This window comes from Streptomyces panaciradicis, from assembly GCF_023516615.1.
GTDB lineage: Bacteria > Actinomycetota > Actinomycetes > Streptomycetales > Streptomycetaceae > Streptomyces > Streptomyces panaciradicis.
Window position 1 is genome coordinate 37771 of the sequence record NZ_JAMGBF010000079.1, and the last position, 22519, is coordinate 60289.

The 22519-nt window shown below is 72.7% G+C and carries 22 protein-coding genes and 3 pseudogenes; 14 read left to right on the forward strand and 11 right to left on the reverse strand.

Translation table 11 applies throughout. The features are described from left to right. Window positions 1-27 precede the first annotated feature (27 nt). Window positions 28-684, forward strand: a complete 657-nt coding sequence (locus M8J74_RS25225) for a M15 family metallopeptidase (RefSeq protein ID WP_249838642.1) — start codon at window positions 28-30, stop codon at window positions 682-684. Here the strand turns inward: M8J74_RS25225 and M8J74_RS25230 are convergent. The 4 genes from M8J74_RS25230 to M8J74_RS25245 all read right to left on the reverse strand — a co-directional run bounded on the left by M8J74_RS25230 (window position 681) and on the right by M8J74_RS25245 (window position 4916). Further along, entirely contained in the window at window positions 681-1640 is a 960-nt protein-coding gene (locus M8J74_RS25230) for an SDR family NAD(P)-dependent oxidoreductase (RefSeq protein WP_249838643.1), read from the reverse strand. The two genes, M8J74_RS25225 and M8J74_RS25230, sit on opposite strands and share 4 nt — an antisense overlap. A gap of 240 nt (window positions 1641-1880) precedes the next feature. Continuing rightward, a complete protein-coding gene (locus tag M8J74_RS25235) occupies window positions 1881-3095 on the reverse strand; it encodes an FUSC family protein (RefSeq protein ID WP_372500261.1) in 1215 nt (404 codons plus the stop codon). 61 nt (window positions 3096-3156) lie between these two features. After that, window positions 3157-3813, reverse strand: a complete 657-nt coding sequence (locus M8J74_RS25240) for an HAD family hydrolase (RefSeq protein ID WP_249838644.1) — start codon at window positions 3811-3813, stop codon at window positions 3157-3159. A gap of 62 nt (window positions 3814-3875) precedes the next feature. Continuing rightward, complete coding sequence (locus tag M8J74_RS25245) at window positions 3876-4916, reverse strand: PHP domain-containing protein (protein ID WP_249838645.1); 1041 nt, start codon at window positions 4914-4916, stop codon at window positions 3876-3878. A 112-nt stretch (window positions 4917-5028) separates the two neighbouring features. Between M8J74_RS25245 and M8J74_RS25250 the strand changes: the two are divergent. The 3 genes and pseudogenes from M8J74_RS25250 to M8J74_RS25260 all read left to right on the forward strand — a co-directional run bounded on the left by M8J74_RS25250 (window position 5029) and on the right by M8J74_RS25260 (window position 6256). After that, window positions 5029-5603 (forward strand): annotated as a pseudogene (locus tag M8J74_RS25250) (SDR family oxidoreductase). 10 nt (window positions 5604-5613) lie between these two features. After that, window positions 5614-5829: a hypothetical protein gene (locus tag M8J74_RS25255; protein WP_249838646.1), complete on the forward strand. Its 216-nt coding sequence runs from the start codon at window positions 5614-5616 to the stop codon at window positions 5827-5829. 190 nt (window positions 5830-6019) lie between these two features. Then, window positions 6020-6256 (forward strand): hypothetical protein, encoded by a 237-nt coding sequence (locus M8J74_RS25260; protein WP_249838647.1) that lies wholly within the window; start codon window positions 6020-6022, stop codon window positions 6254-6256. 6 nt (window positions 6257-6262) lie between these two features. On the opposite strand, the gene M8J74_RS25265 is transcribed toward M8J74_RS25260, so the two are convergent. Beyond that, the gene (locus tag M8J74_RS25265) at window positions 6263-7621 is read right to left on the reverse strand and encodes a ricin-type beta-trefoil lectin domain protein (RefSeq protein ID WP_249838648.1); all 1359 of its coding nucleotides are present in this window, start codon (window positions 7619-7621) and stop codon (window positions 6263-6265) included. A gap of 137 nt (window positions 7622-7758) precedes the next feature. After that, window positions 7759-8406, reverse strand: a complete 648-nt coding sequence (locus M8J74_RS25270; protein ID WP_249838649.1) for a VanZ family protein — start codon at window positions 8404-8406, stop codon at window positions 7759-7761. Window positions 8407-8653: 247 nt separating this feature from the next. On the opposite strand from M8J74_RS25270, the gene M8J74_RS25275 reads away from it, so the two are divergent. From M8J74_RS25275 to M8J74_RS25290, 4 genes and pseudogenes are all read left to right on the forward strand, one after another. Then, window positions 8654-8836 (forward strand): hypothetical protein, encoded by a 183-nt coding sequence (locus tag M8J74_RS25275; RefSeq protein ID WP_249838650.1) that lies wholly within the window; start codon window positions 8654-8656, stop codon window positions 8834-8836. A 92-nt stretch (window positions 8837-8928) separates the two neighbouring features. Next, window positions 8929-9012, forward strand: a pseudogene (locus M8J74_RS45045) (hypothetical protein); the annotation flags it as partial. A gap of 264 nt (window positions 9013-9276) precedes the next feature. Beyond that, window positions 9277-9537, forward strand: coding sequence for a Na(+)/H(+) antiporter subunit B (locus M8J74_RS25285; RefSeq protein ID WP_058921415.1), 261 nt, complete (start codon window positions 9277-9279; stop codon window positions 9535-9537). 135 nt (window positions 9538-9672) lie between these two features. After that, window positions 9673-10497 (forward strand): annotated as a pseudogene (locus M8J74_RS25290) (proton-conducting transporter transmembrane domain-containing protein); the annotation flags it as partial. On the opposite strand, the gene M8J74_RS25295 reads toward M8J74_RS25290, so the two are convergent. Further along, window positions 10498-11160, reverse strand: coding sequence for a DUF4230 domain-containing protein (locus M8J74_RS25295; protein WP_249838651.1), 663 nt, complete (start codon window positions 11158-11160; stop codon window positions 10498-10500). It abuts the pseudogene before it with no gap. Between the two features lie 144 nt (window positions 11161-11304). Here M8J74_RS25295 and M8J74_RS25300 point away from each other — a divergent pair, with 144 nt between their 5' ends. Further along, window positions 11305-12495 carry a cytochrome P450 gene (locus tag M8J74_RS25300; RefSeq protein ID WP_249838652.1) on the forward strand — a complete coding sequence of 397 codons (1191 nt, stop codon included), beginning with the start codon at window positions 11305-11307 and terminating at the stop codon, window positions 12493-12495. 10 nt (window positions 12496-12505) lie between these two features. Here M8J74_RS25300 and otr(A) read toward each other — a convergent pair whose 3' ends face one another. Next, complete coding sequence (gene otr(A), locus M8J74_RS25305; RefSeq protein ID WP_249838653.1) at window positions 12506-14365, reverse strand: tetracycline resistance ribosomal protection protein Otr(A); 1860 nt, start codon at window positions 14363-14365, stop codon at window positions 12506-12508. A gap of 195 nt (window positions 14366-14560) precedes the next feature. On the opposite strand from otr(A), the gene M8J74_RS25310 reads away from it, so the two are divergent. Next, window positions 14561-15514, forward strand: coding sequence for a ribose-phosphate diphosphokinase (locus tag M8J74_RS25310; RefSeq protein ID WP_249838654.1), 954 nt, complete (start codon window positions 14561-14563; stop codon window positions 15512-15514). A 55-nt stretch (window positions 15515-15569) separates the two neighbouring features. Next, window positions 15570-16763, forward strand: a complete 1194-nt coding sequence (gene tuf, locus M8J74_RS25315) for an elongation factor Tu (RefSeq protein WP_249838655.1) — start codon at window positions 15570-15572, stop codon at window positions 16761-16763. Window positions 16764-16778: 15 nt separating this feature from the next. Here tuf and M8J74_RS25320 read toward each other — a convergent pair whose 3' ends face one another. Next, on the reverse strand, window positions 16779-17159 hold the full coding sequence (locus tag M8J74_RS25320; RefSeq protein WP_058921407.1) for an anti-sigma factor antagonist: 381 nt from the start codon (window positions 17157-17159) through the stop codon (window positions 16779-16781). Between the two features lie 205 nt (window positions 17160-17364). Continuing rightward, complete coding sequence (locus M8J74_RS25325) at window positions 17365-17802, reverse strand: MarR family winged helix-turn-helix transcriptional regulator (protein WP_249838656.1); 438 nt, start codon at window positions 17800-17802, stop codon at window positions 17365-17367. Window positions 17803-17905: 103 nt separating this feature from the next. Between M8J74_RS25325 and M8J74_RS25330 the strand changes: the two genes are divergently transcribed. Together M8J74_RS25330 and M8J74_RS25335 are read left to right on the forward strand one after the other, a co-directional pair. Beyond that, complete coding sequence (locus M8J74_RS25330) at window positions 17906-19360, forward strand: aldehyde dehydrogenase family protein (RefSeq protein WP_249838657.1); 1455 nt, start codon at window positions 17906-17908, stop codon at window positions 19358-19360. 40 nt (window positions 19361-19400) lie between these two features. Further along, entirely contained in the window at window positions 19401-20507 is a 1107-nt protein-coding gene (locus M8J74_RS25335; RefSeq protein WP_249838658.1) for an NAD(P)-dependent alcohol dehydrogenase, read from the forward strand. 1 nt (window position 20508) lies between these two features. On the opposite strand, the gene M8J74_RS25340 is transcribed toward M8J74_RS25335, so the two are convergent. Further along, entirely contained in the window at window positions 20509-21459 is a 951-nt protein-coding gene (locus M8J74_RS25340) for an NADP-dependent oxidoreductase (protein WP_249838659.1), read from the reverse strand. A gap of 71 nt (window positions 21460-21530) precedes the next feature. On the opposite strand from M8J74_RS25340, the gene M8J74_RS25345 reads away from it, so the two are divergent. Continuing rightward, window positions 21531-22490 (forward strand): GlxA family transcriptional regulator, encoded by a 960-nt coding sequence (locus M8J74_RS25345; RefSeq protein WP_249838660.1) that lies wholly within the window; start codon window positions 21531-21533, stop codon window positions 22488-22490. The last annotated feature ends 29 nt before the right edge of the window (window positions 22491-22519 follow it).

Consider the following 22519-nt stretch of genomic DNA (forward strand, 5'->3'; position numbering starts at 1 on the left):
GCGGGACGGCCGGGGAATGATCGGGCCATGACCGAGATCATCTTGATGTCCGACGCCCGGGTCGCCGCCGTCCCCGTCGAGGACAACGGCGAACCACTCGTGGACGTCCGTGGGGCGCTGCTGGTCGACGACCGCAAGCACGAGGACTCCCGCGGCGCCGAGGTCCATCTGCGCCGCGGAGTCCTGGAGCGCCTCCGCCTCGCGCAGACCCTGCTGCCCGACGGTCTGCGGCTGCTGTTCGTGGAGGGGTACCGGCCGCCGCCCCTCCAGCGTCGCATCTTCGAGCGGTACGCCGGCGAACTGCGAACCGCCCACCCGGACTGGCCGGCCGGCCGGATCCACGACGCCGCGAGCCGCTACGTGTCCCCGCCCGACCTCGCGCCGCACAGCGCCGGAGCGGCGGTCGACCTGACCCTCGCCGACGCCGACGGCCGCGAACTGGACCTGGGGACACCGATGAACGCCAGTCCCGAGCAGAGCGACGGCGCCTGTTACACCGGTGCCGGGAACCTCGGGGCCGAGGCGCGGGCGCACCGTGCGGTGCTGGGAGCGGCGCTGGGCGCGGCCGGGCTGGTCAACTACCCGACCGAGTGGTGGCACTGGTCGTACGGGGACCGTTACTGGGCCCTGGCGGCGGGAGCGCCGGCCGCCCTGTACGGGCCCCGGGAGTCGGTTCTCGGCTAGGACGCGAAGGCGTTCACGCCCGTCAGTTCCGCCGACAGGTCCCACAGGCGGGACGCCTGGTCGGGGTCGATCGCCCAGGGCTTGACGCCGGTGGTCGCGTCGGCCGGCGCGGGTTCGGCGATGTCGCAGTCCTCCAGGTAGACGCCGCCGAGGCCGTCGAGCTGGGGTGAGGTCGCCGCCCAGACCTGGGTGGCCGCGCCCTGCTCGGGGGTCTTGAAGCCCTCGGGGTTGAGGATGTTGCCGTCCTCGTCGATCCAGCCGCGCTCGACCATCTCCTCCTTGGGGATGTGCCGCTGGAGCGGGGTGAGGATGCCGCCCGGGTGGAGGGAGAAGGCGCGGACCCCGACGTCACGGCCCAGCCGGTCGAGGTGGACGGCGAACAGGACGTTCGCGGTCTTTGCCTGGCCGTAGGCCTGCCACTTGTCGTAGCCCCGCTGCCAGTGGACGTCGTCCCAGCGGATCCCGGAGAAGTGGTGGGCGCGGGAGGAGACGGAGACCACCCGGGCGCCGCCCGGCGCGATCGCCGGCCAGAGGCGGTTGACGAGGGCGAAGTGGCCGAGGTGGTTGGTGGCGAACTGCGCCTCCCAGCCGGGCCCCACCCGGGTCTCGGGGCAGGCCATGATCCCCGCGTTGTCGATGACGATGTCGAGGACGCGTCCGGAGGCCAGGAACCGCTCGGCGAAGGAGCGCACGCTCTCCAGGTCGGCGAGGTCCAGTTCGTCCACCTCGACGCCGTCGAGACCGGCGAGCGCCTCCTCGGCCGTGGCCCGGCGCCGGGCCGGGACGACCACCCGGGCGCCCGCCTTGGTGAGGGCACGGGTGGTCTCCAGGCCGAGGCCCGAGTAGCCGCCGGTGACGAGGGCCAGCTTCCCGGTGAGGTCCAGGCCCTCCAGGACGTCGTCGGCGGTGCTGGTCGCACCGAATCCGGATCCGATCTTGTGCTGTGCAGTGCTCATGCGGGAACGCTACGGATTCGAGTGCGCTCGAAGTCAAGCGCGTCCGGCGGCTCCGGGACGAGGAAAAGCCCCGACCGGACGGGGGGATGCCGGTCGGGGCGGTACAGGTGTGGGCGCGGACGGCGGTCGCCTCTCGGCGAAAGGCTCCACAGGGCTTCAGCCGGACGATCGTCCCTGTGGGCGAAAGGTGAGGCCCGGGGACACTGTCCCGTCCACACCCACGGCTTGTTCAACGGAGAACTACCGCCGGGTGTTCCGCCGTTGGGCCTCCTCGACGGTGATCTGAGTCACCTGCGCCGCGGCGGGAACGGAGTCCACCCACAGGTTCTCCGCCTGCAGCACCAGCGAGCCGAGCACGGTCGTCCGGTCCGCCCCACCGGCCGCCTGCTCGCGCAGTTCCTCCTGCAGCCACCGGTGCAGATCCTGCCGGGCCTCCTCGCCCTCGCCGTCCGCGCCCTCGACACCGCGGCCGTCCAGCAGCCGGGACCCCTCCGCGGCGCACGCCTCGGCGATCAGCTCCAGCATCCGCGCGTACGTCCGCAGCACCCGCCCCTCGGGCAGCGCGGGCGTACGCCCGTCCTCGGCGGCGACCACGAGCGTGCGCACCAGACTCCCCACATGCCCCGTGACCCGGCTGAAGCGCTCGTCCTCCGACCCCTCGGGCACCGCCGCGGGAACCCGGCGCAGGGCCCGCAGCGGCCGGCTCGTCAGCCGCAGGCTCTCCCGGCTCCAGCGGCGCGCCGAGCGCAGCGCCTCCATCCGCTGCTCCAGCCGGGCCGTGGCCCGCGACCAGCCGGCCGTGGTCCGCGTGTCCCAGCGCTCGTGCCGCAGATCGTCCGCGACCGTGCGCAGCACGTCCCCGGCCTCCCGGGCGAGGGCCGCGAGGTTCTCGCGCACGTCCCGCAGATGGATCGGCGGCAGCACGAGCGCGTTGACGGCCACCCCGATCACCGCGCCCAGCGCCGCCTGCCCCAGCCGGTGCCCGACCGCCGTCGCGTTCACGGTGCCCGAGGCCAGCGTGAACACCGCCGTCGTCGCCGTGTAGACCCCCTGGTCGCCGAAGCGCGACCAGTTCGACAGCAGCATCAGCACCGGCAGGCACAGCGCGAGCGCGCCCAGCGTCGTCCCGGTCAGGGCCTGCGCCCCCGACGCGCACAGGGTGCCGACGCAGATCGCCGCGAACTGCTGCGCCGCCTGCCGCAGCGAGCTGTACACCGTGGCCTGCACCAGCAGCAGCGCCACCCAGGGCGCCATCAGGGCCATCGGGTCGTTCATCCCGTCGCTCGCCACGACCCAGGCGAGCAGCGCCGCCCCGGCCGCCTTCAACGACTGCACCACCAGGTCCCGTTCCCGGCCCGGTGACCGCCAGGCCGCCCGCACCGAGCGAGCCGCCCTCCCGGCCCCCCGCCGCCAGGCGGGCATCGCGTGCCTGAACACCGCCTTCGTCCTGCTCATGCGCCTACGGGTGTCCGAGATCGCGGCGCCGCAGCGGGCCGATCCTTGTGACATGGCGCACTCAGGCGAACGGACCGTCCTTCAGCGAGGCCAGCAGATGCGCGGGGTCGTCGTAGACCGCCTCGGCGCCCGCCTCCTCCAGGTCGTGGCGGGGGATGCCGCCGCACAGCACGCCCACGCAGCGCACGCCGGCCCGGCTGCCCGCGCGCATGTCCCACACCGTGTCGCCGACGAACACCGCCCGCTCGGGCGGCACCCCGGCCAGCTCCAGGGCGTGTTCGACGGGCTCGGGTGCCGGCTTGCCCTCCTCGACGTCGTCGGCGCTCGCGGTGGCGGTGATCGCGTCGTCGGCCGAGATGGCGCGGCGCAGCGCGGACAGCTCGGGGCCGCTCGCGGAGGTGGCCAGCACCACCTGCCAGCCGTCGTGGTCCAGGCGGCGCAGCAGGCGGCCTGCGTCCCGGAAGGCGGGCAGCCGGTCGAAGTACTGGGCGTACAACGCCTTGTGCGCGGCGCTCAGTTCGGCGTCCCGGTCCTTGTCCCGCCGGTCGCCGAGCAGCCGGGCGACCAGGTCTTCGGAGCCCAGTCCGATGGAGCGGTGGACGGCGTGCATGGGGATGTCGTGCCCCGCCTGCCGGAAGGCTTCCCACCAGGTCACCACGTGCAGGTGGTTGGTGTCGGCGAGGGTCCCGTCGACGTCGAACACGGCCGCCCGTTCCATGCGCGCTCCTTCTCTCCGGCCGCCCCTTGCGCGGCCGTACGGTCGACTGCCCGGGTACCACGTCAGGTGCCCGGCACTCCTGCGGGCAGGGCGCGTCGCTCCGCCCAGGCGAGCAGGTCCTTTCGCGACCAGGTGTTCACCACGCGCTCGGCCGGCACCCCGCACTCCTCGGCCCGGGCGCAGCCGAGGATCTGCCAGTCCAGCTGGCCGGGGGCGTGTGCGTCGGTGTCGACGGAGAACAGCACGCCCGCCTCCACCGCCCGGCGCAGCAGCCGCCGCGGCGGGTCCTGCCGTTCGGGCCGGCTGTTGATCTCCAGCGCGGTGCCCGTCTCGGCCAGGGCGGCGAACACCTCGTCGGCCTCGAACTCCGACTCCGGCCGGCCCCGCCCGGTCAGCAGCCGCCCGGTGCAGTGCCCGAGGACGTCGGAGTGCGGATCGCGGACGGCCGCCACCATGCGGCGGGTCATCGCGCGGGCGTCCATGCGCAGCTTGGAGTGCACCGACACCACGACCACGTCGAGCCGTTCGAGCAGCTCCGGCTCCTGGTCGAGCGAGCCGTCGTCGAGGATGTCGCACTCGATGCCGGTGAGCAGCCGGAAGGGAGCCCAGCCGGCGTTGAGCCCGGCCACCACGTCCAGCTGCTGCCGCAACCGCTCCGGGGACAGGCCGCGGGCCACGGTGAGCCTGGGGGAGTGGTCGGTCAGCACCGCCCACTCGTGGCCGAGCGCCGCCGCGGCCCGCCCCATCTCCTCGATCGGGCTGCCGCCGTCCGACCAGTCGGAGTGCAGATGGCAGTCGCCGCGCAGCAGCGCCCGCAGCCGCTCGCCGCGCCGTTCGCCACGGGGCGCCGCTGCCTCGGTCTCCAGCTTCCCCAGGTAGCCGGGCAGCTGCCCGGCCAGGGCCTCCCGCACCACCTGCGCCGTCTTGGGGCCGACGCCCTTGAGCGACTCCAGCGTCCCGGCGTCGGCCCGCTCACGCACCTCGTCCTCGGGCAGCGACGTCAGGACCCGGGCCGCCGTACGGAAGGCGCGTACGCGGTACGTCGGCGCCAGGGACCGCTCCAGCAGAAAGGCGATCCGCTCCAGTGCCTCGACGGGATCCATGGTCACCTCCACGTCCAGGGTTCCCCAGCGGCGCCCGGGCCGCACTGTTTGTCCGGTCCCCCCCACGGGTACTGCGAAGCCTCGCCCGGCACCATTCACGAGGGGGTCGGCGATGTCTCCATCAGCTCCCGCCAGGGTGGCCGTGGTCATCGGTTCCGACTCCGGCATCGGCCGGGCCACCGCCGTACGCCTCGCGCGGGACGGCCTGGACGTGGGCATCACCTTCCACACCGACCACAAGGGCGCGGAGGAGACCGCCGAGGAGGTCCGGGCCGTCGGGCGGCGCGCCGAGGTCGCCCGGCTGGACCTCACCGCCCTCCCCGGGGCCGCCGACACCGTCGACGACCTCGCCGGGCGCCTCGGCCGCCTCGACGTCCTCGTCGACAACGCCGGTACGGGCACCATGGCGCCGTTCCTCGACCCGGAGCTCGACACCGTGCGCGAGGTCCTGGACGTCGACCTGATCGGCCCGTTCCTGTGCGGGCAGCGGGCGGCCCGGTGTCCCGTCCCGGCGTCCCGCTCGGCCGTCCGGGCGACGCCCGGGAGGTGGCCGCCGTGATCGCCTTCCACGCCGGTCCCGACGCCTCCTACGTCACCGGGGCCTCCTGGAGCGTGGACGGCGGCATGCTCCGCATGGGACCGCAGGCCGGCTCCCATCTGCGCGGCGACGACCGGCGGCGGCCCTGAGTCGGCGGCCGTGAGACAGGGCGGAGCCTGGCACGACCTGCACGGCGCCGACCTCAACGAGGCCGTGCGCCGGCTGTCGGGGACGGAGATCACCGCCAAGGACTTCCGGACCTGGCACGCCACGGTGCTGGCCGCCGTCGCGCTCGCCGTGGGGACGAAGGAGGCCCGCGCCGTCCGCGAGGTCAGCCACTTGGGCAACACGCCGGCGGTGTGCCGGGCCTCCTAACTAAATCGACCCGCGGGTCATCGAGCTGTTCGACGAGGGGCGGACCGTCGCCCCGTGCTCACCCGGCTGGGCGAGCACGGGGACTTCGGGCGTCCCATCCACAGGGCGCCGTCGAGGCCGCTGTGCTGGAGCTTCTCCAGGCGTGACCTGCCCGAGCCGGATCGGCCGGTTGCGTCCTACGCTGAATTGCATGACCGAACAAGCAGCTCCCTACCTCTCTCATCCGCGGATCATGGTGCTCGGAGTGCAGCCGGGCACGCCTCCGTTCCGGATCGTGGAGATCGACGGCGAAGTGGTCGGTGAGGCCAAGGACGTCACCGACGTCCTGGAGGCCGCGGCGGCGTTCGGCATCACGGTCCACGACATGGACGATCCGGACGTGGTGCGCTGGGTCGGCGGCGACAAGTTCACCTGGAGACTCCACTAGCGGCCGTCAGCCGACCGTCCACTTCTGGTTGGCGCCGCCCGTGCAGGACCAGATCTGCAGGCGGGTGCCGTTGGCCGAGTTGTTGCCGGTGACGTCGAGGCACTTGTTCGCCTGCGGATTGACGATGTCGTGCGCCCCGGTGACCGTCCACTTCTGGTTCGGGGCGCCGGTGCAGTCCCACAGCTGGACGGTCGAGCCGTCCGCCGTGCCGTTGCCGGTGACGTCGAGGCACTCGTTCGCCTGCGGATTGACGATGTCGTGCGCCCCGGTGACCGTCCACTTCTGGTTCGGGCCGCCGGTGCAGTCCCACAGCTGGACGGTCGAGCCGTCCGCCGTGCCGTTGCCGGTGACGTCCAGGCACTTGCCGAGCGCGCGCAGCGTGCCGTCGGAGCCCACCGTCCACTGCTGGGCGCCGGTGCCGTTGCAGTCGTAGAGCTGCACGGGGGTGCCGTTGGCGGGGTTCGCGCCGGCGACGTCCACGCACTTGCCGGCCAGGCCCCTGATCGCCGTGCCGGTGGCCGTGTCGCTCGTGGTGACCGACACCGAGTCCACCACCAGCTGCTGCGGGAAGGCCGTGGAGCCGTCGGGGTCGCCGGGCCAGTAGCCGCCGACCGCGAGGTTGAGGATCAGGAAGAACGGCTTGTTGAACACCCAGGTCTTGCCGCCCAGGTCGGCGGGGGTGCGGCGCTGGTAGACGTTGCCGTCCACGGACCAGGTGATCGAGTCGGGCGCCCAGTCGACGGCGAAGGTGTGGAAGGCGTCGGCGAAGGCCTGGCCGCCCGGCAGGGTGTAGGCGGCGCCGATGCCGCCGGAGCCGGAGTAGCCGGGCCCGTGGATCGTGCCGTGCACGGTGGAGGGCTCGAAGCCGACGTTCTCCATGACGTCGATCTCGCCCGAGTCCGGCCAGTTGACCGGCGTGCCCAGCATCCAGAACGCCGGCCACATGCCCTGCCCGCGCGGGATCTTCATACGGGCTTCGACGTGCCCGTACTGGGCGGTGAACTTCCCCGAGGTGTTCAGCCGGGCCGAGGTGTACTGGCAGGTGCCGTACCAGCACTGGTAGTTGGCGGGGTTCTCGCGCCGTGCGGTGATGACCAGATGCCCCTGGCCGTCCAGGGCCGCGTTCCTGGTGCCCGAGGTGTAGTACTGCCGCTCGTGGTTGTTGACGTTGTCGCCGGTCTCGGTCTGCCATTTCGAGGAGTCGACGGCGGCCCCGGCCGGTCCGTCGAAGGTGTCCGAGAACGTCACCGCGGCGGCGGTGGCCCTGGGCGTCTCCGCCTGCGCCGCGCCGGTCGCCGCGCTCGCGACGAGGACGGCGGACAGGGCGGCGAACAGACATCTGCGCAGCAGTCGTGGGGAGGCCACGGCACTTCCTTCCGTACGGCGGCCGGGCGCACAGGTGCGCCCGGCCGGTGGGGGGTGAAGGCGTCGCCTCTTGATTTAAGAAGTGAGATAAGCCCAGCGTCAATACTCTGGTACGGACCAGGCTTCGAGGTTCTCGGTTACGCGCTCTTTGTCCGCTTGGCCGGCCGGGCGGGCACCCGTTCCTTGGCGTGCACCTTGCCCATCCGCCGCCCCAGCAGCAGCCAGCCGATCAGGGCGCCGGTCGTGTTGAGGATGACGTCGTCGATGTCGAAGGCGCGCCCGTTGACCAGGGCCCCCTGGGCGAACTCCACGAGGAGCATCACCACGGCGGTCAGCAGCAGGACGCGCAGCAGCCCGCGTGCCCGTGGCGCGACGACCGGTACGAGCACGCCGAACGGGACGCCCAGCAGGATGTTGCCGCCGATCTGCTTCACGGTGTCCCGCAGCGCGGGCTGCTCCATGTAGGCGCGGATCGAACGGCCCGGATGCAGGTTGGTGTGCACCAGGGAGGCCGAGGCGGGGGAGGGTTCCAGCGTCAGCTTGGCCAGGACGACGGCGAAGGCCACCATGGCCCCGAACGCGACCAGCATCGCCAGCACCCGGATCGGCCAGGGGAGCACGTGCCGTTCCCGCGGCTCCGGGCGGGGCGCGGGACGCGCCTTCGCCTTCTGCGCGGACCGCACGCTCTTGGTCTTCTTCGTGGACTGCGCACTCTCCACCGGCTTTTCGGCCTTGGCGGTGCGCAGCCGTAGAGCCGACAGCGGGCGTGCTGCTGCACGGGCCATCAGGTCCTCCAGTCTTCAACTTGCCTGTGTTTCATGGCGCTTACCCCCTCGGCACCCGACGATGCCGCCCCGTTCGCGCTCCCGGCCGGGCGCCCGGCCGGTTTCCGTCGCCGCGGTGGGGGCACTCCGGGCGGTGAGCCGAGCGCGCCGCCGCCCGCGGCGCCCGTCGTGCTGCTTGGATGCCGCGCAGGGACAGGCCGGACATCTCGCCGGCGCGGTGGGCGAGCAGAGCCCGCGGAGGTGGCGCATGACCCCGCGGACGGCACTCCTCGCCCTGGCCGAACTGCTCGCCTGGTGGGCCGCGCTCGTCCTGCTGTGGCTGGTCCTGATCAGCACGGTGGACCCCCTGGAACTCGCCGTCGGCGCGGGCTGCGCCGGTGTGGGCGCCCTCGCCGCGTGCGCCGCCCGGCGGGCGGTGACCGGCTCGTGAACGGCTGGACCTCGGCCGCGACCGTCGTGCTCGGCGGCGGCCTGGGGGCTGCCCTGTGGGGGGTGACCACCGGGCCGCCGCGGCGCCGGGTCGTGGCGCAGGACCTGTCCACCGCCCTCGCCTGCCCCGGCCTGCTCCTGCTCTCCCAGGCCTACGACCGCCCCTCCTACGTCGACCTCGGTCTCGTCCTCGCCCTGCTCGGCCCCGTCGGCACCCTCGTCTTCGCCCGGTTGCTCGCCGACGAACTCGCCGAGGACCCCCCGCGCGCCTGGGGAGCCACCTGGGCGGTCGCCGGCCTCGGCGCCGCCGCGGTGATCGCGCTGTGCTTGGCCACCGGACCGGGCCGGGCCATGGTCAAACTGCTGGTGATCGGGGCGCTGCTGATCGGCGGCAACATCGTCGCCTCCCGGGCCCTGTCGGGCGGCTTCCGGGGGTGCGCCGTGGCTGACGCGCTGATCGTCGTCGCGCTGCTGCTGGTCGCGGCGGCCGCCACGGCCGCGGTGACGACCCGTGATCCCGTGCGCCAGGCGCTCGTCCTGGCCGTCCTCGGCGTCGTGCTCGCCGTGCTGTTCACCGTGCTCCAGGCACCCGACGTGGGCCTGTCGCAGCTGGCCGTCGGCTCCGCCCTGACCCCGCTGCTGCTGATGCTCACCGTCCGCAAGGTCAGGCGGCGCGGCCGGGACGAGGAGGACGGCCGATGACCCGGCGCGGCCGGCTCCGCGTGCTGCTGGCCGGCGGCGCGGGCCTCGCCGCCCTGCTCGTCGCCGCCTGTCTGAGACTGCCGGACTTCGGCGGGGCCCGGCACCCCTACGGCGACCGGGCCGTGCGCGCCTCCCTTCTCCACGGTCGCCCACACCGGACTGTTCCTGATCGGTCTCGGCGTGCTGACGCCGGAGGGCGACGACGGGGTCGCCCTGTACATCCTCGGCCACGCCGGGGTGAAGGCCGCGCTGTTCGCCTGCACCGGCATCCTCCTCGACCGGTTCGGCAGCGTCGACGAGTACGCCCTGCACGGCCGCGCCCGCCGGCCGCGCGGTGTCGCCGTGCTCTACGGCCTGGGCGGCCTCGCCCTCGCCGGGCTGCCGCCCTTCGGCACGGGCCTGGGCAAGGCCGTCACCGAGGAGACCGTCGGCGGCCCGCTCACCGTGGTGTTCGTGCTGGTCAGCGCGGTGACCGGGGCGGTGGTGCTGCGCGTCGCCGCACGGGTCTTCCTCGATCTCGGGCCGCGGCCCGAGGAGGACACCGAGTACGAGACGTCCGGCTCCGGCGAGCAGCCCGAGACCGGCAGCCGGATCGGCCGCGTCCCCGACACGATGACGGCGGTTCCCGCGGTGCTGCTCGCCGCCGCCCTCGCCGTCGGCGTGGCTCCCGGTTTCGCCGGGGTGGTCGCGCACGGCGTCAACGAGGCCGGCGCCGGCGGAGCCGTGGTCCCGGCTCCGCACTGGACGCCGGCCGGTGTGGTCCTCGCACTCGCCTCGACCGTGCTGGCCGGCGGGCTCGCGGCCCTCGCCGTGGCCCGGCCGAAGCTGCTCGCCGGTACCTACCGCGCCTCCGGGCTGCGGCGCCTGCAGTCCGGGCACGTCGGGGACTACGTGGCCTGGATGCTGGTCGGCACCGCCCTGCTGGGCGCGCTGGCCCTGCCCGGGGTGCTGGGCGGCTGATCAGCTCTGGTAGGAGACGCGCACCTCCTTGAAGCCGAGGGAGTGCAGCAGCCCTTCGAGCATGTCGGTGGTGTTGCTCTCGGCGCGCTTGGTCAGTCCGCTGTCCTTGGCGGCGTCGCCGATGTGCTTGACCGCGACCTTCTGCACGGCCTGCTCGCTGTTGGGGTTGTCCGAGAAGAGGTCGCCCAGCCGGTCCAGCAGACCGCGCTGCTTGGAGACGGCGTAGGAGCGGTCCGGGTCGAGGGCGGGCTTGCCCAGGGCCGCGTGCGGCAGCCGGAGGGTCGCCGAGGTGCGGTCGCCGTTGACCGTCACGTCGTCCTTGCCGACCTTGCCCAGGTCGACGTAGGCGTCGACGGTGCCCGCGCCCACGTAGAGGACACGGGTGCCGCGGATGGCGTCGGGCAGGTACTTGGTGTCCTTCTCCAGGTCGACCACGACCTGGAAGTTGCCGGAGGCGGCGTCGTAACGGCTCATGTCCTGGATGGACTGGAGCAGTGTGGGGCCCGTGCGGTCGTGCGTCTCGGTGCCGAACAGGTCCTTGAGGCCCGGCAGCACGGCCAGCCGGATACCGGCGAAGAACACCACGAGCACCAGCACGACGGCGCTCACCGCCTTCGCCCAGCCCGGCATGCGCCGGGACACGCGCCTGATGGGAGTCGTCATGGCGACGGCCCTCCTTTCCTGTGACACGCATGCCCGCCAAATGCCGGGCCAGACCGTCGTGTTGGCCGATTGGTGCCCTTGGTCGGGGCAGCCGGGGCGCATTAGCGTGAGAGAACTGTCCGTACTGGCACGCCGGGAGCCCGGATGACCACAGACAGCACCTCCCGCCCCTCATGTCCCATGCACCGCCTCGACCTCCCCGAAACCGGCCCGCCCCGGCCCGCCGCCCTCGCCACCGGAACCCCGGTGTGGCTGGTCACGCGGTACGCCGACGTACGCCAGGTGCTGATGGACCCCCGCTTCGACCGGAAATCGCTGTACGCCGAGGACGCGCCGCCGCTGCTCGTCGTACCGAACCTGCTGGACGACCCGAACGGCCTGCTCAACATGGACGGCGAGGCGCACCGCAGGCTGCGCGGCACCGTGCAGCGGGCGTTCACGCCCCGGGCGATCGCCCGCTGGCGGCCCTGGGTGGCCTCGACCGTCGACGCGCTCCTCGACGACTTCACCGCGCGGCGGCCGCCCGCCGACATCGTCGAGGGCTTCACGCGCCCGCTGCCCGTGTCGGTGATCTGCCGGCTGATGGGCCTCGACCACCTCGACCGCGAGCGCATCCGCCACTGGGCCGACCACGCCCTCTCCGGCGGCGCCCACACCCGCGAGGAGGTCTCCGCAGCGCTGGGCGAGTTCACGGCCTTCGGCGCCGACCTGATCGCCGAGCGGCGCAGGTCCCCCGGCAACGATCTGGTCAGCGGCCTGGTGGCGGCGGGCGACGGCCTCGGCATCGAGGAGCGGCTGCTGGTGCGCCTGGTGTGCGGTCTGGTGGTGGCCGGGCACGAGACGACCATGACGGCGCTCGGCAACATCGTCGTCTACCTGCTGACCGACGCACCCGGCGTCTGGCCCGGGCTCGCCGCCGACGAGGACACGGCGGCGGGCGCGGCGGAGCAGCTGCTGCGGGCCGTCCCCCTCAGCGAGGGCCGCGTGCTGCCCGGACTGATCCGCCGCGCGGTCGAGGACGTCGACGTCGGCGGCGTGGCCGTCCCGGCGGGCGCGGTGGTCGCCGTGCAGACCAACTCCGCCGTCCGCGACCCCGACGTGTTCCCGCCCGGCCCGCCGGACCCCTTCACCCCCCTGACCGCACCGACCCTGATCTTCGGCGCCGGACCCCACCACTGCCTCGGCGCCTGGCTCGCCCGGCTGGAACTCGGCCTCGCCCTGCACCGGCTGGCCTCCCGACTCCCCGGTCTGCGCGCCGAGTTCACGCCGGAGACGATCGAGTGGAGGGAGGGCCAGCTGACGCGCAGCCCGCGCAGACTGCCGGTGTCCTGGTGAACCCCGGTCGCTACGCACGCAGTTCGCGGTCGCCCGACGGCCGCGACCACCACACCCCCTCGCCGTGGGTGAGGCCCGGCAGCCGCAGCTCGACCTCGCGCACCCGGCGGGCCGGCACCTCGCCGGTGACCACCCAGGAGGTACTCCCGCCCGATGTTCCGGTGAACTCCGCGCCCATCTGCGAGAGTTGGGCGGTGACCGGGGCGAGGGCGTCGAGCGGGACCTCCGTCTCGAAGGCGTGGTAGGGCTCGTACAGTCCGGTCCCCGCGCTCTCCAGCGCGCGGCGCAGCACGACCGGCGTGAGGGTGCGGAAGTCGCCGGCCGTGCTCATGACCGAGCTGAAGCCGGACCGGATCAGCGTGACCCGGTAGTCCGTCACCGGCGCCCCCGACAGCCCGTCGAGCATGCCCGTGTGCACGGAGTCCTCGACGGCCTGGTGGAAGGCCCGGGGCAGGGCGCCGAGCTCCGTGTCGTACGCGAACACGCCTCCGCCGTCCCGCGGTCCCGGCTCCACGCGCAGCCCGACCGTGGCCCACACGCGGCTGCCGAGGTGCCACGGCATCTCGGCGCACGCCTCGCCCACGCCGCGCGGCCGCTCCAGGAACCGGACGCGGCCCGGCTCGAAGTCGGCCTCGATGCCGAAGTCGTGCGCGAGCGTGGCCGCGAGCACCTCCATCTGGACCTCGCCGTACAGCAGCAGCGCGGTGGCGCCGGCGGCCGCGGGCCGGACGTGCAGCAGCGGGTCCTGGTCGGCGAGGGCCAGGAGGGCCGCACGCAGGGCAGCCGCCTGCTCGGGGCGGCGGGCGCGCACCACGGTCCGCAGCGTCGGCGGGGCGAACCGCTGCGCCGCCCCGGACGGGGCGTCGCCGAGCCGGTCGCCGACACGGATGCCGGCGATGCCGGTGACCGCCGCGATGTTCCCGGCGGTGAGCGGGCCGTCCCGGCCGATCACGGCCAGGCCGTTCGCCCGTCCGGAGACCTCGGTGGTGCGCCCGTCGGCCTCGCGCCGCCGGAACGTCAGCCGCTGACGCGGCGTCACCTCACCGTCGTACAACCGCAGATACGCCGTCCGCTCACCGCCCGGTCCGGGCCGTACGGCGAACACCGTGCCGCGGGGTGCGCCGCCCCGTGCCGGGGTGGACGGGACCAGCCGGACCAGGGCGTCGACGAGCTCGGCGACGCCCTGTCCGCCGAGGGCCGAGCCGAACAGGACAGGGTGGAAGGAGCCGTCGGCGGTGCGGGCGGCGAGCGCCCGGCGCAGGTCCTCCGGTGTGGGCGCGGGGCCGTCCACCAGGGCGGCGAGCACGTCCGCGTCGACCTCGGCGAGCGCCTCGGCGAGCCGGGTGTCCCCGGCCGGGCGCGGTGTCACCCGGGCGCCGGGGGTGCCGAGGCCCGACACGTCCGTGAGCGCGGCGGCGGACGGCGTCAGCCTGCGCCGGATGTCGGCGAGCAGGGCGGTGGAGCGGGCGCCCGCCCGGTCGATCTTGTTGACGAAGACCAGGGTGGGCAGCCGCAGCCGCCGCAGGGTCCGCATCAGCACCCGGGTCTGCGCCTGCACGCCCTCCACGGCGGACAGCAGCAGCACCGCGCCGTCGAGGACCTCCAGGGCGCGCTCGACCTCGGCGATGAAGTCGCAGTGGCCGGGGGTGTCGATGAGGTTGATCTGGGTGCCGCCGACGGTGAGGGCGGCGACGGCCGAGCGGACGGTGATGCCGCGCCGGCGCTCGATCCAGCCGTCGTCCGTGCGGGTGTCACCGGCGTCGACGCTGCCGAGCCGGTCGATCGCTCCGTGGTCGAACAGCAGCCGCTCGGTGAGGCTGGTCTTACCTGCGTCGACGTGGGCGAGAATGCCGATGTTCAGGGTGTGCATGCGGGGGCGTGTCCTCGAAGACCGTGGGCCGGTGGGGGCGCTGGGTGATCTCGAGGAGTCGGCGCATGCGAGGGGTCCTGACGTGAGGGGACTCGGACGGTCCCATCATGACCCGCGGGCTCGCGTGCGGCGCAACGGGATTTTCCGGCCTCAGTAGCATGAAGGGCCCGTACGTGATCATGCGAGGAGCGGATCGTGCGAGACATCTCCGTGTTCAGCGGCAGCGCCCACCCCGATCTGGCCGCCGAGGTGTGCGCCCATCTGGGGGTGCCGCTCAGCCCGACCCGGGTCAGCCGGTTCGCCAACGACTGCCTGGAGGTGCAGCTGCAGGCCAACTGCCGGGAGCGGGACGTCTTCCTGATCCAGCCGCTGGTCAAGCCGGTCCAGGAGAACCTGGTGGAGCTGCTGCTGATGTGCGACGCGGCGCGCGGCGCCTCGGCGGCCCGGATCACCGTCGTCATGCCGCACTACTCCTACGCCCGCTCCGACAAGAAGGACGCGCCCCGCATCTCGCTCGGCGGACGGCTCGTCGCCGACCTGATGGTCGCGGCGGGCGCGAGCCGGGTGCTGACCATGACCCTGCACTCGCCGCAGGTCCACGGCTTCTTCTCGGTCCCGGTCGACCACCTGCACGCCCGGCGTGAACTGGCCGCCCACTTCCGGCGGTACGACCTGTCCCGCACCACCGTCGTCTCGCCGGACCTCGGCAACGCCAAGGAGGCGGCCGCGTTCGCGCGGATGCTCGGCGCCCAGGTGGCCGCGGGTGCCAAGCAGCGGTACGCCGACGACCGGGTCTCCATCAGCTCGGTCATCGGCGAGGTCGCCGGCCGGGACGTCATCGTCCTGGACGACGAGATCGCCAAGGGCAGCACGGTCCTCGAACTCCTCGACCGGTTGCGGGAGTCGGGCCCCCGCTCGATCCGGGTGGCCTGCACGCACGGGCTGTTCGCCGCCGGAGCGCTCAAACGCATCGGCGAGCAGCCCGACGTACTGGAGATCGTGTGCACCAACACCGTGCCGGTGCCGGAGGAGGAGCGCACCGAGAAGCTGCGGATCCTCACCGTCGCCCCGGCGCTCGCCGAGGCCGTGCGCCGCATTCACAACGGGGAGTCCGTCAGCGCCCTGTTCGACGCGCCCCGGAGCGAATAGACATGGAGTAGTGGAGCAACGCTCGGCATCACCAGGATGCGCAGGAGGGGTTGCAGTGGCGAAGGCGAAGTTCGAGCGGACCAAGCCGCACGTGAACATCGGCACCATCGGTCACATCGACCACGGCAAGACGACGCTCACGGCGGCGATCACCAAGGTGCTGCACGACAGGTTTCCCGACCTGAACCCGTTCACGCCGTTCGACCAGATCGACAAGGCGCCCGAGGAGCGGCAGCGCGGCATCACCATCTCGATCGCCCATGTGGAGTACCAGACCGAGCGCCGGCACTACGCGCACGTCGACTGCCCCGGGCACGCCGACTACATCAAGAACATGATCACCGGCGCGGCCCAGATGGACGGCGCGATCCTGGTCGTCGCCGCCACGGACGGGCCGATGCCGCAGACCAAGGAGCATGTGCTGCTGGCCCGGCAGGTGGGCGTGCCGTACATCGTCGTCGCCCTGAACAAGACCGACATGGTGGACGACGAGGAGATCCTGGAGCTCGTGGAGCTGGAGGTCCGCGAGCTGCTGACCGAGTACGAGTTCCCCGGGGACGACGTACCGGTCGTCAGGGTCTCGGCGCTGAAAGCCCTGGACGGCGACCCGCGGTGGACGCAGTCCGTGATCGACCTGCTCGACGCCGTCGACGAGGCGGTGCCCGAACCGCAGCGGGACGTGGACAAGCCCTTCCTCATGCCGATCGAGGACGTCTTCACGATCACCGGCCGCGGCACCGTCGTGACCGGCCGGATCGAGCGCGGGGTGCTGCACGTCAACCACGAGGTCGAGATCATCGGCATCCACGACACCAAGACGAAGACCACGGTCACCGGCATCGAGATGTTCCGCAAGCTGCTCGACGAGGGCCGGGCCGGCGAGAACGTCGGACTGCTGCTGCGCGGCGTCAAGCGGGAGGAGGTGGAACGCGGGCAGGTCGTCATCAAGCCCGGTACGGTCACCCCGCACACCGAGTTCGAGGCGCGGGCGTACATCCTGTCCAAGGACGAGGGCGGCCGGCACACGCCGTTCTTCGAGAACTACCGGCCCCAGTTCTACTTCCGCACGACCGACGTCACCGGTGTGGTGACGCTGCCCAAGGGCACCGAGATGGTCATGCCGGGCGACAACACCGGCATGCACGTCCAGCTGATCCAGCCCATCGCGATGGAGGAGGGCCTGAAGTTCGCCATCCGTGAGGGCGGCCGCACGGTCGGCGCCGGCCAGGTCACCAGGATCCTCAAGTAGAAAGCCCGGAAGCGCTCACAGCGACCCGGACGTGGCCTCGGGCTGCCCCAGGGCCGCGTCCAGGGTCGGATGCGGAGGCAGCAGTTTCGCCAGCCCCGTGACCCGCAGGATGCGCAGCGTCAGAGGATGCGTGCACACCAGCCGCAGTTCGCCGTCGTGGTCGAGGACGCGGGTCCGGGCCCGGTACAGCAGGCGCAGTCCGGAGCAGTCGAAGAAGTCGACGGGCCGCAGGTCGATGACCAGCCGCACCTCCGGGCGGGCCGTCACGCCGTCCAGGTACGGACCGATCTCCGCGGCGGCCGCGATGTCGATCTCGCCGCGGAACTCCAGCACCGTGTGACCGCGGTCCTGACGGACCCGCAGATGCCGCGTCAGCGGCGCCGGTTGCTGCTCCACGACGACATCGCCTCCACCTGCTCCGACACTGCGGGCTTGCAGGTCACCGGGGGCCGGGGTGACAACGTTCCGCGAGCCTATGAGCGCAAGCCCGTCCCCTGGGTCCCGAGTGAGCGCAAAAGCGTTCCCCGCCCTGCAAGTTACCCTCGATGGAGTGAATTTGAGCATGTTCGATTGACATATGTCTTCGAATTGCGGTGAACGCTTACGACAGTGCGTGCCAGGCTTTGGTCAGAGACTGGCGGAACTGCTCGGTCTGGTGCGCCGTGAGGTCGCGGACCATGCGCTCCTCCAGCGTCCGCACCGGCTCCGCGTGCTCCTCGAGCAGTCGCCGCCCGGCATCGGTCAGCAGGATCAGCAGCTCCCTGCGGTTGCGCGGATTGCGCTCCCGGCGCACCAGCCCGCGGTTCTCCAGTGACCGTACGAGGTCGGCGATGGACTGCGCGGTGACGAACGAGTCGCGGGCGAGCTGGGCGGCCGACAGCCCGTCGTGACGCTCCAGAACGGTCAGCGCGGTGTACTGCAGCGCGGTGATGCCCGCCGGCCTGACCAGCTCGTCCAGGTGCGAGCGCACCACGAGTTCTACCTGCTTGACCATGTAGAGCAGGGACGGCGATGTCTTGGCGGCCTGGGAGTCGAGCATGGGTTCAGCCTAGAGCATTGACAGGAATCCTGTCTGTAATGAAACTGCGAACCAACAGGATTCCTGTTTGTTGAAATCTTGGCGAAGAGGCTGAGGAGCGGCGATGACCACCTTCGAGATCGAACCTGGACGGCTGTTCGTCGGGGGACGGTGGCGCGATGCCGCCGACGGAGCGCGCACCGAGGTGGTCGACCCGTCCCGGGGCGCGGTCCTCACCACCGTCGCGGAGGCGGGCGCCGCCGACGTGGACGCGGCGGTCCGGGCCGCGCGGGACGCCTTCGACGGCGGCACCTGGTCCGGGCTGAGCGGCCGCGAGCGCGGCCGGATCCTGTACCGGGTGGCCGAGCTGATCCGCGAGAACGCGGACGACATCGCCCGTCTGGAGAGCCTGGACGTCGGCAAGCCCATCTCGCTGTGCCACGCCGTGGACGTGACCAACGCCGCCAACGACTACGAGCACTTCGCCGCCCTCGCCCACTCCCTCGACGGCGCGGTCCGCGACACCCCCATGAACGCGCTCGCGTACACCAAGCGCGAACCGCTCGGCGTCGTCGCGGCCATCACGCCGTTCAACTTCCCGCTGATCCTGGCCGGTTCGAAGATCGGCCCCGCGCTGGCGGCCGGCAACACCGTCGTCCACAAGCCCGCCGACGAGACCCCGCTCAGCGCCCTGTACATGGCCCGCCTCTTCCAGCAGGCCGGTGTCCCCGACGGCGTGGTCAACGTCGTCACCGGCACCGGACCGGTGGCCGGCGAGGCCCTGCTGCGCCACCGCGGCATCGACAAGGTCGCCTTCACCGGCTCCACCGCCGTCGGCCGCCATGTGGCGAGCCTGGCCGGCGAGGCCCTCAAGCCCGTCACCATGGAACTCGGCGGCAACGCCGCCCACATCGTCTTCGAGGACGCCGACCTGGAGAAGGCGGTCGGCGCGATCATCAAGGCGTTCGTCTTCAACACCGGCCAGTTCTGCATGGGCGGCCCGCGCCTGCTGGTCGCCCGCCCGGTCTACTCGACCCTGCTCGGCATCCTCGCCGAGGCCGTCCCCGGTGTCCCCGTCGGCGACCCGCGCGACCCCGGGACGGTCGTCGGGCCGATGGCGGGGGAGAAGCACCTGAAGAAGGTCGAGGAGTACGTCGACCTCGCCCGCAAGGAGGGCGGCCGTATCGTGGCCGGCGGCGAGCGACTCGACCTCGACGGCGGCTACTACTACCGGCCCACCGTGATCGCCGACCTGGCGAACGACTCCCGGGTCGTGCAGGAGGAGATCTTCGGTCCCGTCCTGACCGTGCAGCCCTTCGACACCGAGGACGAGGCCGTCGCCCTCGCCAACTCCACGCCGTACGGCCTGGCTTCGGGGGTCCAGACCGCGAACCTCGCCCGCGCCCACCGCATCGCCGACCGGCTCCAGGCGGGCATCGTGTGGATCAACGACTGGGCCATGCTCGACCCCGCGGTGCCCTTCGGCGGCGTCAAGGACTCCGGCTTCGGCCGCGAGTACGGCCCCGAGGCCCTCGCCGCCTACACCAAGGTCAAGTCCGTCGTCGTCTCGCTCGACTGACCCCGGCCGAACACGCCCGAATCGCAAGGGAGTTCGTACGATGTCCATCACCACCCGCGCCGCGGTCGTCGAGTCCGGCGGGGCACCCTTCACGCTCGCCGACGTCGAGCTCGACGAGCCCGGACCGCGCGAGGCCGTGGTCCGCATGGTGGCCACCGGTCTGTGCCACACCGACCTCGGGGTGGCGAGCGGCGGCCTGCCCTTCCCGCTGCCCGGCGTGCTGGGGCACGAGGGCGCCGGCGTCGTCGAGGCCGTCGGAGCGGCGGTCACCGGCGTGACGCCCGGCGACCATGTCGTGCTGTCCTTCACCTCGTGCGGCGAGTGCCGCAACTGCAACGGCGGCCACCCGGCCTACTGCGCGACCTGGCTGCCGCTGAACCTGATCGGGGGTCGCCGCGCCGACGGCTCCAGCACCATCAGCCGGAACGGGCAGCCCCTCGGCGGCCACTTCTTCGGGCAGTCCTCCTTCGCCGAACGCGCGCTGGTGGACGAGCGCAGCCTCGTCAGGGTCGACGCGGACGTGCCGCTGGAGTCGATCGCCCCGCTGGGCTGCGGGGTACAGACCGGGGTCGGCGCCGTCTGGAACGTACTGCGGCCGGCCACCGGCAGCACGGTCGTCGTCCTCGGCGCCGGCGCCGTCGGGCTGTCCGCCGTCATGGCGGCCGCCCTGACCCCCGCCACCACGATCGTCGCCGTCGATCGGTTCGCCGAACGGCTGCTGCTGGCAAGGGAGTTGGGAGCCACCTACACCGTGAACGCCGCCGAGCGGGACCTCGGCGAGGCGCTTGCCGGGATCACCGCGGGCCAGGGCGCGGACGGGGTCGTGGAGACCACGGGCAACGTCGGCGTCCTGCGCCAGGGAGTCGACGCCCTCGCCGCCCGCGGCACCCTGGTCGTCGTCGGTGCCCCGCCCTTCGGCACCGAGGTCGCCCTGGACGTCAACGGCCTCCTCGGCGGCAAGCGGGTCGTCGGCCTCACCCTCGGTGACGCCGAGACCCGCTCCTTCATCCCGTCCCTGGTGCGGCTTGTGAAGGACGGCCGGCTCCCGCTGCACCGCCTGATCAGCACCTATCCGTTCGCGGACATCGACCGGGCGGTGCGGGACATGGGCGCGGGCAAGGCGATCAAGCCCGTGCTGACGTTCTGACTCAGCCGACCGTCAGGACCAGCTTTCCGGTGGTCCGGCCGGTGTCGCCGAGCCGATGGGCCTCGGCGGCGTCGGCCAGCGGGAACGTACCGGCGATCGTGGGGCGCAGCTTCCCCTCCTCCACCAGCTTCGCGATCGCCGTCATTCCGCTGTGCGAGGCGTCCACGAGCATGCGCAGCGACCGCACCCCCAGCCGCGCGGCCTCCTCGTGGAAGTCGTCGGAGCCGACCGGCAGGATCGACACGACGATGCCGCCGGGGCGCAGCACCCGCAGCGAGCGGGTCGAGGTGTCGCCGCCGATCGTGTCCAGGACGACGTCCACGTCCTTGACCGCCTCGGTGAAGTCCGTCTCCCGGTAGTCGACCGTCTCGTCGGCCCCGATCCCGCGCAGGAACTCGTGCTTGCCCGCGCTCGCCGTGCCGATCACGTACGCGCCGCGCGCCTTGGCGATCTGCACGGCCACGTGCCCGACGCCGCCTGCCGCCGCGTGGACCAGCACCCGCTGCCCCGCCTGCACGTCCGCGTACTCCACCAGTGCCTGCCAGGCGGTCAGCGACACCAGCGGCAGCGCGCCCGCCTGCGTGTGGTCGACCGAGGCCGGCTTGTGCGCGAACCAGCGTGCCGGGCCGGTGACGTACTCGGCGTGCGAGCCGTGACCGAAGGGGTAGGACAGCATGCCGAAGACCTCGTCGCCGGGCTTGAAGCGGGCGACGCCGATTCCGACGGCCTCCACCACGCCGGAGACGTCCCAGCCCAGCACGAAGGGCGGCTCGCCCAGGAAGCCGCCGGTCGCGCGGTGCTTCCAGTCGGTCGGGTTGACGCCGGCGGCGCGCACGCGCACCAGCACATCGTTCGTGCGCGGCTCGGGCCGCGGCAGCTCCACTTCCTTCAAGACCTCGGGACCGCCGAGGACGTCCTGGCTGATGGCTCGCATCGTCTTCACAGTGCTCATGGTGAACCAGCCTGCCGGGATCCGCCGCCCCGGGAAATGGCACGATTGCCAACCTTCGATAAGATCGTGCCATGCATGGTGAACAGCGGGTGGAACGGGTCGTGGTCCTGGCCCTGGACGGGGTGTATCCCTTCGAGCTCGGCATCCCCAGCCGGATCTTCGGCGCGGCCGACGGCCGGTACGAGGTGCTGACCTGCAGCGTCGACGGCCGCCCGGTGCGCTCCTGCGCCGACTTCACCATCGGCGTCGAGCACGGCCCGGAGATCCTGGCCACGGCCGACACGGTGGTGGTCGCCTCGATGACGCCGTCGCACATCCCCGCCGAGCTGCCCCCGGAGGTCTCCGACGCGCTCGCCCGCATCCGTCCCGACGCCCGCATCGTCTCCATCTGCACGGCCGCCTTCGTGCTCGCCGCGGCCGGCCTCCTCGACGGCCGGAAGGCCACCACGCACTGGCAGGTCACCGACGCCTTCCGGCGCCGCTATCCGCACGTCGACCTCGACCCGGACGTCCTGTTCGTCGCCGACGGCCGCATCCTCACCTCGGCCGGCGCGGCCTCCGGCGTCGACGTCTGCCTGCACATCGTGCGCACCGACCACGGCAGCGAGCTGGCCAACGCCGTGGCCCGCCGCTGCGTGGTCCCGCCCTTCCGGGACGGCGGCCAGGCGCAGTACATCGAGCAGCCCGTGCCGGAGAACGCCGACGCCGGTACGGCCGCCACGCGCGCGTGGGCCCTGCAGCGCCTCGGCGAACCCCTCACCCTGTCCGACCTCGCCGGCCACGCCCGGATGAGCCTGCGCACCTTCGCGCGCCGCTTCAACGACGAGGTCGGCATGAGCCCCGGCCGCTGGATCGTCCAGCAGCGCGTCGCCCGGGCCCGGCACCTGCTGGAGTCCAGCGACCTGTCCGTCGACCAGATCGCCGGCCACGTCGGCTTCGCCACGGGCGCCTCCCTGCGGCAGCACCTGCACGCCGCGATCGGCGTCTCGCCCCAGACGTACCGCCGCACCTTCCGCGCGGCGGCCGGGTGACCCCGAACGTTTCGCGCCTTCTCCGCGTC

Coding starts and splice junctions, on each gene's coding strand:
- M8J74_RS25225 (WP_249838642.1), top strand. CDS start 28: ATGACCGAGATCATCTTGATGTCCGACGCCCGGGTCGCCGCCGTCCCC.
- M8J74_RS25230 (WP_249838643.1), bottom strand. CDS start 1,640: ATGAGCACTGCACAGCACAAGATCGGATCCGGATTCGGTGCGACCAGC.
- M8J74_RS25235 (WP_372500261.1), bottom strand. CDS start 3,095: ATGAGCAGGACGAAGGCGGTGTTCAGGCACGCGATGCCCGCCTGGCGG.
- M8J74_RS25240 (WP_249838644.1), bottom strand. CDS start 3,813: ATGGAACGGGCGGCCGTGTTCGACGTCGACGGGACCCTCGCCGACACC.
- M8J74_RS25245 (WP_249838645.1), bottom strand. CDS start 4,916: ATGGATCCCGTCGAGGCACTGGAGCGGATCGCCTTTCTGCTGGAGCGG.
- M8J74_RS25260 (WP_249838647.1), top strand. CDS start 6,020: ATGACCGAACAAGCAGCTCCCTACCTCTCTCATCCGCGGATCATGGTG.
- M8J74_RS25270 (WP_249838649.1), bottom strand. CDS start 8,406: ATGGCCCGTGCAGCAGCACGCCCGCTGTCGGCTCTACGGCTGCGCACC.
- M8J74_RS25275 (WP_249838650.1), top strand. CDS start 8,654: ATGACCCCGCGGACGGCACTCCTCGCCCTGGCCGAACTGCTCGCCTGG.
- M8J74_RS25295 (WP_249838651.1), bottom strand. CDS start 11,160: ATGACGACTCCCATCAGGCGCGTGTCCCGGCGCATGCCGGGCTGGGCG.
- M8J74_RS25300 (WP_249838652.1), top strand. CDS start 11,305: ATGACCACAGACAGCACCTCCCGCCCCTCATGTCCCATGCACCGCCTC.
- M8J74_RS25325 (WP_249838656.1), bottom strand. CDS start 17,802: ATGCTCGACTCCCAGGCCGCCAAGACATCGCCGTCCCTGCTCTACATG.
- M8J74_RS25330 (WP_249838657.1), top strand. CDS start 17,906: ATGACCACCTTCGAGATCGAACCTGGACGGCTGTTCGTCGGGGGACGG.
- M8J74_RS25335 (WP_249838658.1), top strand. CDS start 19,401: ATGTCCATCACCACCCGCGCCGCGGTCGTCGAGTCCGGCGGGGCACCC.
- M8J74_RS25340 (WP_249838659.1), bottom strand. CDS start 21,459: ATGAGCACTGTGAAGACGATGCGAGCCATCAGCCAGGACGTCCTCGGC.
- M8J74_RS25345 (WP_249838660.1), top strand. CDS start 21,531: ATGCATGGTGAACAGCGGGTGGAACGGGTCGTGGTCCTGGCCCTGGAC.